Annotated in this window: 13 protein-coding genes; 2 read left to right on the plus strand and 11 right to left on the minus strand. The window is 68.8% G+C overall.

Translation table 11 applies throughout. The features are described 5' to 3' along the window. Window positions 1–173 precede the first annotated feature (173 nt). From NNI01S_RS31995 to NNI01S_RS32030, 7 genes are all read right to left on the minus strand, one after another. Window positions 174–1,811, minus strand: coding sequence for a monocarboxylic acid transporter (locus NNI01S_RS31995; protein ID WP_174554540.1), 1,638 nt, complete (start codon window positions 1,809–1,811; stop codon window positions 174–176). Further along, window positions 1,808–2,164 (minus strand): DUF485 domain-containing protein, encoded by a 357-nt coding sequence (locus NNI01S_RS32000; RefSeq protein WP_063025137.1) that lies wholly within the window; start codon window positions 2,162–2,164, stop codon window positions 1,808–1,810. The genes NNI01S_RS31995 and NNI01S_RS32000 overlap by 4 nt, the downstream gene beginning before the upstream one ends. A 161-nt stretch (window positions 2,165–2,325) precedes the next feature. Beyond that, entirely contained in the window at window positions 2,326–4,077 is a 1,752-nt protein-coding gene (locus NNI01S_RS32005; protein WP_157115140.1) for a sodium/solute symporter, read from the minus strand. 628 nt (window positions 4,078–4,705) lie between these two features. Continuing rightward, window positions 4,706–5,071 (minus strand): hypothetical protein, encoded by a 366-nt coding sequence (locus tag NNI01S_RS32015; RefSeq protein WP_063025142.1) that lies wholly within the window; start codon window positions 5,069–5,071, stop codon window positions 4,706–4,708. Further along, window positions 5,068–5,865, minus strand: a complete 798-nt coding sequence (locus NNI01S_RS32020; RefSeq protein ID WP_063025144.1) for a LytR/AlgR family response regulator transcription factor — start codon at window positions 5,863–5,865, stop codon at window positions 5,068–5,070. Before NNI01S_RS32020 ends, NNI01S_RS32015 begins: the two co-directional genes overlap by 4 nt. Before the next feature lie 407 nt (window positions 5,866–6,272). Then, window positions 6,273–7,469, minus strand: a complete 1,197-nt coding sequence (locus tag NNI01S_RS32025; protein ID WP_063025146.1) for a sensor histidine kinase — start codon at window positions 7,467–7,469, stop codon at window positions 6,273–6,275. Window positions 7,470–7,587: 118 nt separating this feature from the next. Then, complete coding sequence (locus tag NNI01S_RS32030; protein WP_063025148.1) at window positions 7,588–8,028, minus strand: hypothetical protein; 441 nt, start codon at window positions 8,026–8,028, stop codon at window positions 7,588–7,590. Between the two features lie 320 nt (window positions 8,029–8,348). Between NNI01S_RS32030 and dnaE the strand changes: the two genes are divergently transcribed. Beyond that, window positions 8,349–11,897: a DNA polymerase III subunit alpha gene (gene dnaE, locus NNI01S_RS32035; protein WP_084489458.1), complete on the plus strand. Its 3,549-nt coding sequence runs from the start codon at window positions 8,349–8,351 to the stop codon at window positions 11,895–11,897. Window positions 11,898–12,174: 277 nt separating this feature from the next. Here dnaE and NNI01S_RS32040 read toward each other — a convergent pair whose 3' ends face one another. Further along, window positions 12,175–12,498: a rhodanese-like domain-containing protein gene (locus tag NNI01S_RS32040; RefSeq protein ID WP_063025150.1), complete on the minus strand. Its 324-nt coding sequence runs from the start codon at window positions 12,496–12,498 to the stop codon at window positions 12,175–12,177. A gap of 85 nt (window positions 12,499–12,583) precedes the next feature. Here NNI01S_RS32040 and NNI01S_RS32045 point away from each other — a divergent pair, with 85 nt between their 5' ends. Then, window positions 12,584–13,045, plus strand: coding sequence for a MarR family winged helix-turn-helix transcriptional regulator (locus NNI01S_RS32045; protein WP_218019291.1), 462 nt, complete (start codon window positions 12,584–12,586; stop codon window positions 13,043–13,045). Between the two features lie 382 nt (window positions 13,046–13,427). Here the strand turns inward: NNI01S_RS32045 and NNI01S_RS35070 are convergent, their stop codons facing one another. The 3 genes from NNI01S_RS35070 to NNI01S_RS32050 form a co-directional block, all read right to left on the minus strand. After that, window positions 13,428–13,616, minus strand: a complete 189-nt coding sequence (locus NNI01S_RS35070; protein WP_157115136.1) for a hypothetical protein — start codon at window positions 13,614–13,616, stop codon at window positions 13,428–13,430. After that, window positions 13,613–13,816, minus strand: coding sequence for a hypothetical protein (locus tag NNI01S_RS35075; protein ID WP_157115137.1), 204 nt, complete (start codon window positions 13,814–13,816; stop codon window positions 13,613–13,615). The genes NNI01S_RS35070 and NNI01S_RS35075 overlap by 4 nt, the downstream gene beginning before the upstream one ends. A 153-nt stretch (window positions 13,817–13,969) precedes the next feature. Beyond that, complete coding sequence (locus tag NNI01S_RS32050; RefSeq protein ID WP_063025152.1) at window positions 13,970–14,263, minus strand: hypothetical protein; 294 nt, start codon at window positions 14,261–14,263, stop codon at window positions 13,970–13,972. Between the last annotated feature and the right edge of the window lie 361 nt (window positions 14,264–14,624).

A 14,624-nucleotide genomic window follows, 5' to 3' on the forward strand; every position in this document is an offset into this window, starting at 1 on the left:
TCCAGCCGATCGGACCGCGCCCGGTCGTGTAGCGCCTCGCTCGCGTTCGCCCGCGCGGCGAACTCCGGGGTCGGCGGGTAGGCGATGGTGGCGTCGCGGTCATCGGTGGTTGCGCTGGTCACGCGAGATCTCCTAACGAAAGAGCAAGGGGGGCGAGGTATGCCGGGCAGCGATCAGTGCACCACCGCTTTCTCCGCGCCGACGCCGGTGAGCGAGCGGACCTCCATCTCCGCCGCCTTGGCCGGATCCTCGGACCTGCCACCGGCGAAGGTTCCGATGACGCCGAGCAGGAACGCCAGCGGGATGGAGACGATGCCCGGGTTGGACAGCGGGAACCAGTCGAAGTCCATGCCGGGCAGCATGGCGGTCTTGTTGCCGGAGACCGCGGGGGAGAACACGATCAGCACGATTGTCGAGATCAGGCCGCCGTACATGCTCCACAGCGCGCCGGTGGTATTGAACCGCCGCCAGAACAGCGAGTACAGGATGGTCGGCAGGTTCGCCGACGCCGCGACCGCGAACGCCAGCGCCACCAGGAACGCGACGTTCTGCCCGTTGGCCAGGATGCCGAGGGCGATGGCCAGAACGCCGATCACCACGGCGGTGATCCGGGAGACCCGGACCTGTTCGCGCTCACCGGCTTTGCCGCGCTTGATGACGTTGGCGTAGATGTCGTGGGCGAACGATGCCGACGCCGTGATGGTCAGGCCCGCGACCACCGCGAGGATGGTGGCGAAGGCGACCGCGGAGATCACGCCGAGCAGCACCACGCCGCCGAGTTCGAAGGCCAGCAGCGGCGCCGCCGAATTCTGCCCGCCCGCGGCCGCCAGGATGCGGTCGGGCCCGACGATCGCCGCCGCGCCGTAGCCCAATACCAGGGTGAACAGGTAGAACGCGCCGATCAGGCCGATCGCCCAGACCACCGAGCGCCGCGCCTCTTTGGCGGTGGGCACGGTGTAGAAGCGCATCAGCACGTGCGGCAGACCCGCGGTACCGAGCACCAGTGCCAGACCGAGGGACAGGAAGTTGAGCTTGGAGGTCTCGCTGCCGCCGTACTGTGCGCCGGGAGCGAGGACGTCACGTGCGGCGACGGCCTTGTTCGACGATTCGGAGACCGCTTCCTGCGCGGAGCCGAGGATGTCGGAGACGTTGAAACCGAACTTGGCGAACACCATGACGGTCATCAGCGCGGCGCCAACGATCAGCAGCACGGCCTTGATGATCTGCACCCACGTGGTGCCCTTCATGCCGCCGACCAGCACGTACACGATCATCAGCACGCCGACCACGGCGATCACGACGGACTGCCCGGCCTTGTCGGAGATGTCCAGCAGCAACGCGACGAGCCCGCCCGCGCCCGCCATCTGCGCGAGCAGGTAGAACAGCGACACGGTGAGCGTGGACAGCGCGGCGGCGGTGCGCACCGGGCCTTCCTTCAGCCGGAAGCTCAGCACGTCGGCCATGGTGAATTTGCCGGTGTTGCGCAGCATCTCGGCGACCAGCAGCAGTGCGACCAGCCAGGCGACGAGGAACCCGATGGAGTAGAGAAATCCGTCGTAGCCGTAGACCGCGATGGCGCCCGCGATGCCGAGGAAGCTCGCGGCCGACAGATAGTCGCCCGCGATGGCGACGCCGTTCTGCGGGCCGGAGAAGCCGCGCCCGCCGGTGAAGTAGTCGGCGGCGGTGGCATTGTTCCGGCTGGCCCGGATCACCACGATCATCGTGAACGCGACGAAGACGCCGAAGATGGCGATATTGGCGACCGGGTTGCCGACCGTCGCGGCGGCGGCATAGGTGTGCACGGTGTTCACGCTCGTTCTCCCTCGAGGTAGCCGCGGATCTTCGCCGCCCGCGGATCCAGTTCCCGGTTGGCGAACCGGACGTACAGCGCGGTGATGGCGAAGGTGGACACGAATTGACCGAGGCCGAGCAGCAATCCGACGTTGACGTTCCCGAATACTCGATGGCTCATGAAGTCGTGGGCGTAGGCGCCGAGCAGGACGTAACCGAGGTACCAGAGCAGGAACAACGCTGTCATCGGAAACACGAAGCGGCGCAAGCGCATTCGCAGTTCCTGGAATTGGGGGCTCGCCTGGACTTCGGCGAATTCTGCTGCGCTCGGCGCTCGCCGCGGGGCGGTGTCGTCGAGTTCGGTACTGGTCATGATGGTCCTACCAAGTGACGTGGCTTACTTCTCGAGGACGGTAAGCCAGACCTGGGGGCCGCCAATAGGCTGTGGCGTGGGTCACGCCGTGAAGGTGTCCGAATCTGCGGTGAGCGGTCGACGCCGCGCGACGAACGGTCGGCCGGGAGTGCGGTCCTCGATCAGTCCGAGCGCAGACTGCGCTCGCGATCGGCGCCCATGCCCAGTCGTTCCGGTGCGTGCATCCGGACGAAGATCCGGCTCACCGCCCTGGTCTCCAGCCCCCGGGTGAACGAGCTGACCAGCGCCATGGTGGCGAACGCCAGCGGCACGCTGATCGCGGCCGGATAGCCGAGCAGCGCCGCGGGCCAGCCGCCCGCCGCTTCGTCGGAGAATCCGCCGGTCACCGAGACGGCGGTGGCGGTCCCCGCGGCGAGCCCGCCCGCGATCAGGCCGGCCGCCGCGCCCGTCGCGGTCAGCCCGCGCCACCAGATGCCCAGCACCAGCAGGGGACACAGCGTGGAGGCAGCCACCGCGAAGGCGAGGCCGACGGTGCGCGACAGATCCAGCGACACCACCGTCAGCGACAGTGCCAGCGGAACCGAGCCCGCGACCAGCGCCGCGGTGCGGAAGTCCCGGATCCGCCCGCGCAGCATGTCGGTGCTGAGCACACCCGCGATGCTCACCAGCAGTCCCGAGGAGGTGGACAGGAACGCGGCGATCGCGCCCGCCGCGGCCAGCGCCGCGAGCAACTGACCCGGCAGCCCGGCGACCACCGAGCCGGGCAGCAGCACCACCGCGGCGTCGGAGGTCCCCGTGATCAACAGCTGCGGCACGTACAGCCGGGCGAACGCGCCCAGCAGGACAGGGAACAGGTAGAACAGTCCCACCAGACCGATCACCGCGAGCGCTGTCGCGCGCGCGGCCCGCCCGTCGGGGTTGGTGTAGAAGCGCACCAGCACGTGCGGCAGACCCATGGTGCCGAGGAAGGTCGCGAGGATCAGCGAATAGATCTGGTAGGCCGGATGCGGTCCACCCAGGCCGCCGCCCGGCGCGAGCCAGCCCGCTCCGTCGGCAGGGGCGCCCGCGACCACAGGCACCGCGGCCCCCGCTTCGAGCACCAACCGCGTGCCCGCCGCCAGTTCGTGCGTGCCGGGTGCGAGCGGAACCGGGCCGTCGACCACCTGCTCGTCCAGGGTTCCGGTGATGGAGACCCGCTGCGGCGCGTTGACCCGCACCACCACGTCGGTGCTCACGTCGACGGTCGTGCGTTCGGACACCACCGGCGGGGCGGGCGCGCCCAGTTCTCGCTCGTCGGCCAGGAAGTGCCCGAGCAGCACCAGCGCCGGCAGCGCCACCGCGGTCAGCTTCAACCAGTACTGGAACGCCTGGACCAGCGTGATCGAGCGCATCCCGCCGCCGACCACGTTGGCGATCACGATCGCCCCCACCGCCACCGCGCCCACCCAGTCCGGAACCCCGAGCAGGATGTGCAGTGTCAGGCCGGCTCCTTGGAACTGCGGGATGAGATACACCGCGCAGACGAGCACCACGACGGTGGCCGCGAGCCTGCGCAAACGTACTGAGCTCAGCCGGAATTCGGCGAAGTCGGGCACGGTGTACGCGCCGGAGCGGCGCAGCGGGGCCGCGACGAACAGCAGCAGCGCGAGGTATCCGGCGGTGAAGCCCACGGGGTACCACAGCGCGTCCGCGCCGTATTTCGCGATCAACCCGGCCACGCCGAGAAACGAAGCGGCCGAGAGGTACTCGCCGGAGATCGCGGCGGCGTTCCAGCGGGGGCCCACGCTGCGCGAGGCGACGAGGAAATCCGAGGTGGTGCGGGCCAGCCGCACGCCGTACGCGCCGATCGCGACCGTCGCCAGCGCCGCGAGAATCAGCGCCGCCACCGTCAGCGCGGGGGCCGTGCCCGGCATCATGGCGTGTCTCCGGGCAGGCCGGATGGATCGGTGCGATACGGCCCCGAGGCATCCCGACCGGTGGGCGAGTACAACGATGCGGGCGGCGGCGTGGGCGTCGCGCCCGACGCTCGGGCGCACCTCGAGGCGGGTCGACCGGATCCGCGTGGTACCCGGGTTCTGGTGATGTTCCGGCCGGTGGGCGGGCGAAACTGTTCGGTGCGCGACGCGGCCCGCGCCGTCGGTGTGGTCGAAACACCCCCACCCGATGAGGATCGTGACGGTCTCCCGGTCCACCGGCTCGGCCGGGACGTTCGTGCGCCCGCCGCCGGGCGTGAATGATCGCGTGCGTCGTCCGCGCGGGCGAAGCCCGTCGTCCGCACCGGGGCAAGGTTTCGCACCGGGCGCATCATCAGACCTCGGCGAATGGGAGAGCGCAGCGGTTCGGTGCGTGATGCGACCTGTGTCGCGGGTGTGGTCGAAGCGCCCCTACCCGAAGAAACTCGCCCCGGTCGCCGGAGCGACCATTTCCCGCCGGGCGTTCGGGATGTCGGTGCGCCGATGAGGCGTGGATGGTCACGCGTCACATGCGGACGGGCGAAGCCGGGCGTCCGCGCCGTGGCAGGAATCGGGGCCGGGCGCACGGTCAGTCCTCGGCCAGTTCGAGGAAATCCTGTTCGTTGCGTTCGGCCAGGCGCACATATGTCCGTCCGATCAGGAACAGCGCCGGGTATACCGCGCCGCCGAGCAACAGCCACGGCAAACGGATGCCGAGCACCGTCATCGCGCCGATCGAACCGGTGCGGAACAGCACCGGCAGCGCGCACAGCAGCGCGCTCGTCACCAGGCCCACGCGCAGTGCGAGCCCCAGTTGCGCGCGGATGAGCCCGCCGATGAGCGCTTCACCGAACTCGGTCTGCTCGGCGACCTCCACCCGCGTGCGTATCCGCCGCGCGCCCCGTCGCTCGGAGAGCACGACGCGCTTGCGCGCCGGACGCTGCGGCGCGGTCACTGGTTGCCCCAGCGTTGCCGAGGCCGATGCACCAGCCGCTGTTTCAGCTCGCGCACCTGTCTTCGGCTGACCGGCAGTTCGACCGCCTGCGCGTCGCCCTCGGCCCGCAGGCACACCACGGTGCCGGAACCCACCGTGCGCAGCCCGGTGACCAGCCGCAACGCCACCAGATACGAGCGGTGCACCCGCAGGAAGCCCGCGTCGTGCCAGCGGGCCTCCAACGCCGACAACGGAATCCGCACCAGATGCGATCCCCTGCTCGTGTGCAATCGCGCGTAGTCACCGTCGGCTTCCACCCAGCTCACGCTCGACCGCGGCACCAGCGTCGTGACCCCGCCCAGCTCCACGGGAATGACTTCGCTGGGATCGGCGCGCGCGTCGGCGGCGGGCGGCTGCGGCGTGCTGCGCGCCGAGACGATGCGCCGCACCGCCTCCGCGAGCCTGGCCTCGCGCAGCGGCTTGAGCAGGTAGTCCACCGCGCCGAGGTCGAACGCCGCGATCGCGCGGTCGTCGTGCGCGGTCACGAAGACCACCGCGGGCGGATTGGCGAACTCCGACAGGATGCCCGCCAGCTCCATGCCGTCCAGGCCGGGCATGTTGATGTCCAGGAACACCGCGTCGACCGGGTGCGCGCGCAGCACCCGCAGCGCGCTGGTGGCGTCGCCCGCCGCGTGGATCTCCTCGATCTCGCTGCGCGCGCGCAGCAGATACACCAGCTCGTCCAGAGCGGGTTTCTCGTCGTCCACGGCGAGCACGCGCAGCGCGCCCGCCGCGTTGCCGGTAACGCGGGTCACAATCGCTCCATCGTAGGCTCCCGTGTCTGGCCGCCGACCGGGTGTCGACGGCGGACGCGCCAGGCTCGGGCTGTCGCGTGCGTCGATGCGGTGGCCGAGCAGTGGTTGCGGATGTTGTGTGGCGTACCGATGTGGTGGCTCGATATTTGTCGTCGGTGTGAGCTGTGCGGCTGGGGGTGGCGTGCGTTGGTGTCGTGGTCGGGTGCCGTGTCGCACGAGTCGAGTGCTTGGGAGTTGTAGCGCCGGATTACTGCTCGGTGTGTCGTGAGCGCAGGTGCTGTGTGGCGCACCGGGTCTCTTTCCGGATGCTCGTCGCTTGCTGGAGCCGTGCCGTCAGGCGTTGCGCGCGTCGGTCTCGTGCTCGGATACGCGTCGTCGGCCGTTCCCGGGTGTTGCGCGGGCCGGTCTCAGGGCCGGATGCCCGCGCGGAATTTGGGCACGCGCAAGCTGACCTTCGTGCCCGCGTCGGGGGCGGTTTCCACGACCAGGCCGTAATCGTCACCGAAGGCCGCGCGTAATCGGTCGTCGACATTGGCCAGCCCGACGTGCGCGGCCTCTCCGGACCCGGCGGGGCCCGTCCCGGTGTCGACGGCGTCCAGTGCGCCGGAGCGCAGGAGATCCGGGTCCATGCCGACGCCGTCGTCCTCGACGCTGATCACGCAGTCGGTGCCCGCGTCGGTGGCGACGATGCTGACGGTGCCGCCGTGGGCGGTGCCCGCCAGCCCGTGCCGCACCGCGTTCTCCACCAGCGGCTGCAGCGCGAGGAAAGGCAGGACCACGCCGAGCACCTCGGGCGCGATCCGCAGCCTGACCTGCAGCGCGTCACCGAAACGGGCGCGTTCCAGCGCGAGGTACCGCTCGATGTTGCGCAGCTCGTCCGACAGCACCGTGAATTCGCCCGCGGCGCGGAAGGAGTACCGGGTGAAGTCGGCGAACTCGAGGATCAGCTCGCGGGCCCGCGCCGGGTCGGTGCGGACGAACGAGGCGATGGTGTTCAGCGCGTTGTAGATGAAGTGCGGGCTGATCTGGGCCCGCAGCGCGCGCACCTCGGCTCGGTCCAGCCGGGCCCGCGACGCGTCCAGCTCGGCCAGTTCGAGCTGTCCGCAGGCGTACCGGGCCACCTCGGCGACCGCGCCCAGCCGGCCCGGTCCTGGCTGTCCGGTGCTCACCACGCCCAGGACGCCGGCCACGCCGTTGGATTCGATCAGCAGCGGTTGCGCGATCAGCGTGCGCCCCGCGTGTTCGCCGCGGCCCGGCCCGGCGACCAGTACCGGACGTTCGCCCGCGACGGCGCGCTCGGCGGCTTCGCCGAAGGATTCGGCCAGCTCCGCGTGCGGTCCGTCCCAGGCGAGCAGGGTGCCGCCGGGATCGGCCAGCGCGAGCGCCTCGGCGCCGGTGAGCGCGCGCAGGTGCGGCGCCGCCTCCCGGGCGGACTGCTCGGTCAGCCCGCGCCGCAGCGGCACCGCCGCCAGCGACGCGATGTGCAGCGCCGAATGCACCGCTCGCTCGGCGGGGGTGGTCACCACTCTGCGGGTGCGCGACCAGATCAGCAGCGCACCGGCGATCAGTGCCGCCGCGGTCACGACGGCGAGTGCGGTGGTCATGGCGGGCAGCGGCGCGGAGACTCCATGCGCCGATTATCGCGTCGGCCCGCGCACGTGCCGCACGGGTGGCGGCCGCCGCGCCGTCGCCTGAGCGAGGGCGCGGTCCGGCCTGGGAAACTCAGCCCTGGTACTTCGGCACCGTGAACTCGACGGTTCCCGGGTCGGGGAAGTGCGCGGGGCCGATGCTGACCGTGCCCGTGAACTGTCCGATCCCGGGGGTGAACAGCGCGGAGTGGCCGCTGTTGCCCCAGTAGCCCGGGCCCTGCGCGACGACCTGGAACGCGCCTTCCTGACCGGTGTCGACGTTGTGCCAGTTGAGCGTGATGGGCAGCGTGCACGGCCCGGCGCCGACCAGCGTCACGCCCACGGTGAACGCCGCTTGGTTGGGGTAGGCGTTGCCGTTGATCGACATCTCCACCTGACCCACGCACGGTCCTTGGGCCAGCGTGTACACGGTGGCGAATTTGCCGCCCGGGCCCGCTGCCGCGGGCGCGGCCGTCGCGACCAGTGCCGCGAACGCAGCGACGGGAGCGACCAACAGCGCTGTCGTCGAATTCATCGAACCTCCACGATTTCGGGAAAACACTTCTCTGCCATGCTCTTCCGTCCCCGAAAACGCGCCCTGCACCGTCGTGGGGAGGGAAGCAGAGCCTACCGCCGTGCCACGGCCGTCGTTCGCGGGTTCCGGCATTCGGCGTGAGCACGACACTCGCGGAAATCAGCCATCCCTACGGCGAGTCGCCAGGACGCGCCGGTGATCTTCACCACCGACACGCCGGGGGCCGGAGTGACGCCAGCGCGCCGGTCCGAAGCAGTCGGTGGGCCCGCCTAGAATCGGTCCAGCCAACCCCCGTCGAGACCTTGGGAGGAAGGACCGTCTTGGCCGCCTCGTCCGGATCGTTCGTCCATCTGCACAACCACACCGAGTACTCCATGCTCGATGGTGCGGCCAAGATCTCGCCACTGTTCACCGAGGCGAAACGGCTGGGGATGAACGCGGTCGGGATGACCGACCACGGCAATATGTACGGCGCCTCGGAGTTCTACAACTCGGCCAAGAAGCACGACATCAAGCCGATCATCGGCATCGAGGCCTACATCGCGCCCGCCTCCCGGTTCGAGACCAAGCGCGTGCAGTGGGGCGATCCCAGCCAGAAGGGCGACGACGTCTCCGGCTCCGGCGCCTACACCCACATGACCATGGTCGCCGAGAACGCGACCGGCCTGCGCAACCTGTTCAAGCTCTCCTCGCTGGCCTCCATCGAGGGCCAGCTCGGCAAATGGGCGCGCATGGACGCGGAGATCATCGCCCAGTACGCCGAGGGCATCATCGCCACGACCGGCTGCCCCTCCGGTGAGGTGCAGACCCGCTTGCGCCTCGGCCACGATCGTGAGGCGCTGGAGGCCGCGGCCAAGTGGCAGGAGATCTTCGGCAAGGACAACTTCTTCCTCGAGATCATGGACCACGGCCTTTCCATCGAGCGCCGGGTCCGCGAGGGATTGCTGAACGTCGGCAAGCAGCTGGGCATTCCGGCGCTGGCCACGAACGACTGCCACTACGTCACCAAGGATCAGTCCGCCAACCACGAGGCGCTGCTGTGCGTGCAGACCGGCAAGACGCTGTCGGACCCCACGCGGTTCAAGTTCGACGGTGACGGCTACTACCTGAAGTCCGCCGAGGAGATGCGCGCGCTGTGGGACGCCGAGGTCCCCGGCGCCTGTGACAACACGGTGCTGATCGGCGAGCGGGTGCAGTCCTACGACGACGTGTGGGCCTTCAAGGACCGCATGCCGATCTTCCCGGTGCCCGAGGGCGAGGACCAGGATTCCTGGCTGCGCAAGGAGGTCGACCGCGGCCTGGCGCGCCGGTTCCCCGGCGGTGTGCCCGAGGAGTACTACACCCGGGCCTACTTCGAACTCGACGTCATCAAGCAGAAGGGCTTCCCCGCCTACTTCCTCGTCGTCGGCGACCTGGTCAAGCACGCGCGGGAAGTCGGCATCCGGGTCGGCCCCGGCCGTGGTTCGGCGGCCGGTTCGCTGGTGGCCTACGCGCTCGGCATCACCAATATCGACCCGCTGCCGCACGGCCTGCTGTTCGAGCGGTTCCTCAACCCGGAGCGCCCGTCCGCGCCCGATATCGATATCGACTTCGACGATCGCCGCCGCGGTGAGATGGTCCGCTACGCCACCGAGAAGTGGGGGACCGACCGGGTCGCCCAGGTGATCACCTTCGGCACCATTAAAACCAAGGCCGCGATCAAGGACTCGGCGCGCGTCCAGTTCGGCCAGCCCGGGTTCGCCATCGCCGACCAGATCTCCAAGGCGCTGCCGCCGCCGATCATGGCCAAGGACATCCCGCTGTCGGGCATCATGGATCCCGATCACGAGCGGTACAAGGAGGCCGCCGAGGTCCGCGAGCTCATCGGCAACAACCCGGACGTGGCCAAGATCTACGAGACCGCGCGCGGCCTCGAGGGCCTGATCCGCAACGCCGGTGTGCACGCCTGCGCGGTGATCATGTCCTCCGAGCCGTTGATGGACGCCATCCCGGTGTGGAAGCGGCCCCAGGACGGGGCGATCATCACCGGTTGGGACTACCCCTCTTGCGAGGCCATCGGCCTGCTGAAGATGGACTTCCTCGGCCTGCGCAACCTCACCGTCATCGGCGACGCGCTGGACAACATCAAGGCCAACCGCGGCATCGACCTGGACATGGACAACCTGCCGCTGGACGATCCCGCGACCTACGAATTGCTCTCCCGCGGTGACACGCTCGGCGTCTTCCAGCTCGACGGCGGCCCCATGCGCGACCTGCTGCGCCGCATGCAGCCCACCGGCTTCAACGACATCGTCGCCGTGCTCGCGCTGTACCGGCCCGGCCCGATGGGCATGAACGCGCACAACGACTACGCCGACCGCAAGAACGGGCGGCAGCCGATCAAGCCGATCCACCCCGAGCTGGAAGAACCGCTCAAGGACATCCTCGCCGAGACCTACGGCTTGATCGTCTACCAAGAGCAGATCATGTTCATCGCGCAGAAGGTCGCCTCCTACTCGATGGGCAAGGCCGACGCGCTGCGCAAGGCCATGGGCAAGAAGAAGCTCGAGGTGCTCGAGGCCGAGTACAAGGGTTTCCACGAGGGCATGACGGCGAACGGCTTCTCCGAGGCCGCGGTAAAGGCGTTGTGGGACACCATCCTTCCCTTCGCCGGTTACGCGTTCAACAAGTCGCACGCCGCCGGCTACGGCCTGGTCTCGTTCTGGACGGCCTACCTCAAGGCCAACTATCCGGCCGAGTACATGGCGGGCCTGCTCACCTCGGTCGGTGACGACAAGGACAAGGCCGCGGTCTACCTGTCGGACTGCCGCCGCCTCGGCATCACCGTGCTGCCGCCGGACGTCAACGAGTCCGAGCAGAACTTCGCCTCCGTCGGCAAGGACATCCGCTTCGGTCTCGGCGCGGTGCGCAACGTCGGCGCGAACGTGGTGTCCTCGATCATCCAGGCGCGCAAGGAGAAGTCGAAGTTCACCGATTTCTCCGACTACCTGAACAAGATCGACGCGATCGCCGCGAGCAAGAAGGTCACCGAATCGCTCATCAAGGCAGGCGGCTTCGATTCGCTCGGGCACCCGCGCAAAGGCCTGATGCTGATCCACTCCGATGCCATCGACGCCGTGATGGCCACCAAGAAGGCCGAGGCGATCGGCCAATTCGACCTGTTCGGTGGACTGGACGCGGACGAGTCGGTGACCTCGGTGTTCAACGTGAAGGTGCCCGACGAGGAGTGGGAATCCAAGCACCGGCTCGCGCTGGAGCGGGAGATGCTCGGCCTGTACGTCTCCGGCCATCCGCTCAACGGCGTCGAGCACGTCCTCGCGGCGCAGGCCGACACGCAGATCCCCGCCATCCTGGAAGGCGACATCAAGGACGGCACCCAGGTGACCGTCGGCGGCATCCTGGCCTCGGTGAACCGGCGCATCAACAAGAACGGCCTGGCCTGGGCGTCGGCCCAGCTGGAAGACCTCACCGGTGGCATCGAGGTGCTGTTCTTCCCGCAGTCGTACTCGGTGTACGGGATGGACGTCGTGGAAGACGCCGTCGTGCTGGTCAAGGCCCGCGTATCGGTCCGCGACGACCGGATCTCGCTGATCGCCAACGATCTCGCCGTGCCCGATCTGTCCGCCGTCGGCGTCGCGAAGCCGCTCGCGGTCACCATCACCACCCGGATGTGCACCCCGGACAAGATCGGCGAACTCAAGCGGGTCTTGTCCCGGCACCCCGGCACCTCGGATGTCCACATCCGCCACGTCGGCGCCCGAGACAAGACCACGCTGCTGAAACTCGACGACCGTCTGCGAGTTTCACCGTCCTCGGCACTGATGGGCGATTTGAAGGCGCTGCTGGGGCCGGGCTGTCTGGCGAGCTGACCGGCGGCGATCAACGGCGACCGCTTGCGGGCGCTGTCGTGGCCGCCGGTGCGACCGCATGGCGCGGTGTGTCGCGGGTGATGGTCAGCGGCCGAGCTCCTGCAGCGCAGGCCACGCTGAGGTGACGGCCCTCGCCGTGATCGGTAACCGTTGAGGTGCGAGGCGAGCTCGTCGCGCTGCGCGGGCTGCGGCGGCGAACGTGCCTTGTAATTTCCAAGTATCGGGAACGAGGGCCCGGCGGCCGGAAAGGCTCGTCCGCCGGGCACTGCGCCGTGCGTCAGCTCTCGACCGGAAGTCCGGCACCGGTCCAGTCTTGGATGCCTTCTCGGTACTTCCGGACATTGGTGTAGCCGAGAGCCTCCAGCTTGGTCGCCACGTGCTGGCTGTTGGAGCAGGCGGCATTCGAGCAGTAGGTGACGATCGCGGCGTCCTTCGCAGGAAGCAGCTGCGGAGCCTTCGTTTCCACATCGGCTTCGTTCAGGTTGAGCGCGCCGGGAAGATGTGACTTGGCGTAGTACTCGGCGCCGAGCGCGTCGATGACGGTCACCGAACCCGCCTCGATCTGTTCGGCGAGCTCCTGGCGAGTGATCAGTTCGGTCATGGCGGCGCCTCCTAGGGACGAAACTTTATGTGCGTGCGCACGCTATTATATGTGTGCGTGTGCACGCAACCCCTATGCTCGGCAGGTGCCCTATTCCGTGAACCCTTCTCATCCGGCCGTCCGTGCGTGGTCAGCGCTGCTTCAGGTGCACGCCAAGCTGGTGCCGGAGCTGGACGCGGAACTGCGTCGCGCCGCCGCGCTGCCGCTGAGCTGGTACGACGTGCTTCTGGAACTCGACGGTCCGCAGCGGCTGCGGGTGAGCGATCTCGGCGAGCGGGTTGTGCTCAGCCGGACTCGGGTGAGTCGCCTGGTCGGCGAGCTGGAGTCGCACGGTTTGGTGCGCCGTGAGCCCAATCCGGACGACGGGCGTTCAGCGTTCGTGAGCATCACCGAGTCCGGTCGGCGGCGGCTGCGGGAGGCTGCTCCGCACTACTCGGCCGGGATCGAACGCCGGTTCAGCGACCTCGCCCCGGACGAACTCGAAGCCTTGGCTGGGGCGCTGCGCAAGGCGCTGGGCCCGGTCCGCCTGCCCGATCCGAAGCGCTAGCGATCTGATCCGGCACGTCCAGCGCGCCGTTGCGGAAAACACGCCGCCGAGTGCGAGCCGCCGAGATCGCCTGCCCGCTGACTGTTCGAGTGCCCGTCTGCGACACCTCCGAAGCAGTACCTGCTCGCGGTGACCGGCAGCGGCGGCGCGACCGTGGTCTTCCCCGGCGTCGGCACCGTTGCGGCCATCGCCGCGATGAGCGTGGTGACTTCTCATGCAGGCGTCGGCAGTGTTCACTCCGGGGTAGCCTCGGCCAGGCGCAACGGCTCGAATTTCGCACGGTCGGAGGACTCGACGTCGGCAGCAGGGGGACGTGTTCGCCGGTCGCCGATAGCGACTCCGAGGCGCTGCTCGGCACCCGAGCCACCGGCGGGTCGCATGGTCAGGAATCAAGCCACTCCTCGATCTCGGTGAGATTCGCGGCGGAGACGACCACGTCGCCATATTCGGCGTCCAGCAGTTTCCAGTCGTGCGGTGCGGCGGGATCGCGGACCAAGCAATAACCCGATCGTATAGCCCGGTCGGTGAGTCCCGAGAGCCGTCCGGCCGGACCTTCTTCGGTTCTGTTCATGAGGGGTTGCTCCATGGGCGATGTCGGCGGGTGGAGTCCGGTGTGATGCGCCCGGCGGCGACCAGCGCGGCGAACGCGGCGCGCTTGCGGGGGCAGTCGTGGTCGCGGTGCAGTTGCATGGCGTGGTGTGCTGTGGTGATGGTCAGCGGCTGGGTGGGTGTAGCGCATGTCCACGCTTCCGGCCACTGGAGTGGGGACAACGAACGAGATTGCTCAGCAGTGGTATTGCGCCGAGAGGCAGGGCGACGTGGCTGGTCGGACGGCCATACGCATCCCACTCCGAGCAGCACCGCGCCGCATCCGGCGAATACCGTCACGATGGTGGACAGCACGGTCCCTACTTCCACCCTCGCTCACCGCCGGCAGCCGTCGCCCGAACCGGCGCGCAGGTCCTCGGCGAGCTTGCTCAATCCTTGGAGAACCTGCTGGAACGTCCGAGGCTCCGGCGCGCCGTCGGCTTGGGCTGGATGGTCGGCGCGGACCATGGGAAAGGCGATGCCCCGCCGGTGGGCGCGTTCCCGAGGGCTCAGCTGCTGCGGCACGATCCGGCCGCGCCGCACGAGGGTGTAGTAGGCGACCCACTTCCACGCACACCGATCGACCCGGCATTCCCGGTGCAGCCGCATCTGCCGATGCGCCAATTCCACCTCGGCCGAACCACAAATACTCGGCGGCGCGACAACCCAACCCTCCTCACCATTCCCACACAACAACTTCCGCATCCTTCCTCGCCCACCCGGGGCGGTGACGTCGAGTGGCACATGGCTGCGGCATTTGGCGAGAGAGTTCTCCACCATGTGCCGTTGATCTTGATGTGCGTGGCCCAGCGCCCGCAGGATTCGGACTTGTGTGATGGGGAGGCTTCCCTGTCGCTCGGCCATGCGGCTATGTTGCTGCAGGCCAACAGCATCCGGGCTGGAAAAACGGACGGTCCGATGAAGTCGGCCATTCGCGCAGAGTCCGGACCGGTGTACACGTAGTTCGGCGTCCGAAACGGACCGGATCCTG

The organism is Nocardia niwae NBRC 108934 = DSM 45340 (assembly GCF_001613465.1).
Taxonomy (GTDB): Bacteria; Actinomycetota; Actinomycetes; order Mycobacteriales; family Mycobacteriaceae; genus Nocardia; species Nocardia niwae.

Excerpts from the sequence above, each read along its gene's own strand:
- NNI01S_RS32000 (WP_063025137.1), bottom strand. The coding sequence starts at position 2,164 with ATGACCAGTACCGAACTCGACGACACCGCCCCGCGGCGAGCGCCGAGC.
- NNI01S_RS32005 (WP_157115140.1), bottom strand. The coding sequence starts at position 4,077 with ATGCCGGGCACGGCCCCCGCGCTGACGGTGGCGGCGCTGATTCTCGCG.
- NNI01S_RS32025 (WP_063025146.1), bottom strand. The coding sequence starts at position 7,469 with ATGACCACCGCACTCGCCGTCGTGACCGCGGCGGCACTGATCGCCGGT.
- NNI01S_RS32030 (WP_063025148.1), bottom strand. The coding sequence starts at position 8,028 with ATGAATTCGACGACAGCGCTGTTGGTCGCTCCCGTCGCTGCGTTCGCG.
- NNI01S_RS32040 (WP_063025150.1), bottom strand. The coding sequence starts at position 12,498 with ATGACCGAACTGATCACTCGCCAGGAGCTCGCCGAACAGATCGAGGCG.
- NNI01S_RS35070 (WP_157115136.1), bottom strand. The coding sequence starts at position 13,616 with ATGAACAGAACCGAAGAAGGTCCGGCCGGACGGCTCTCGGGACTCACC.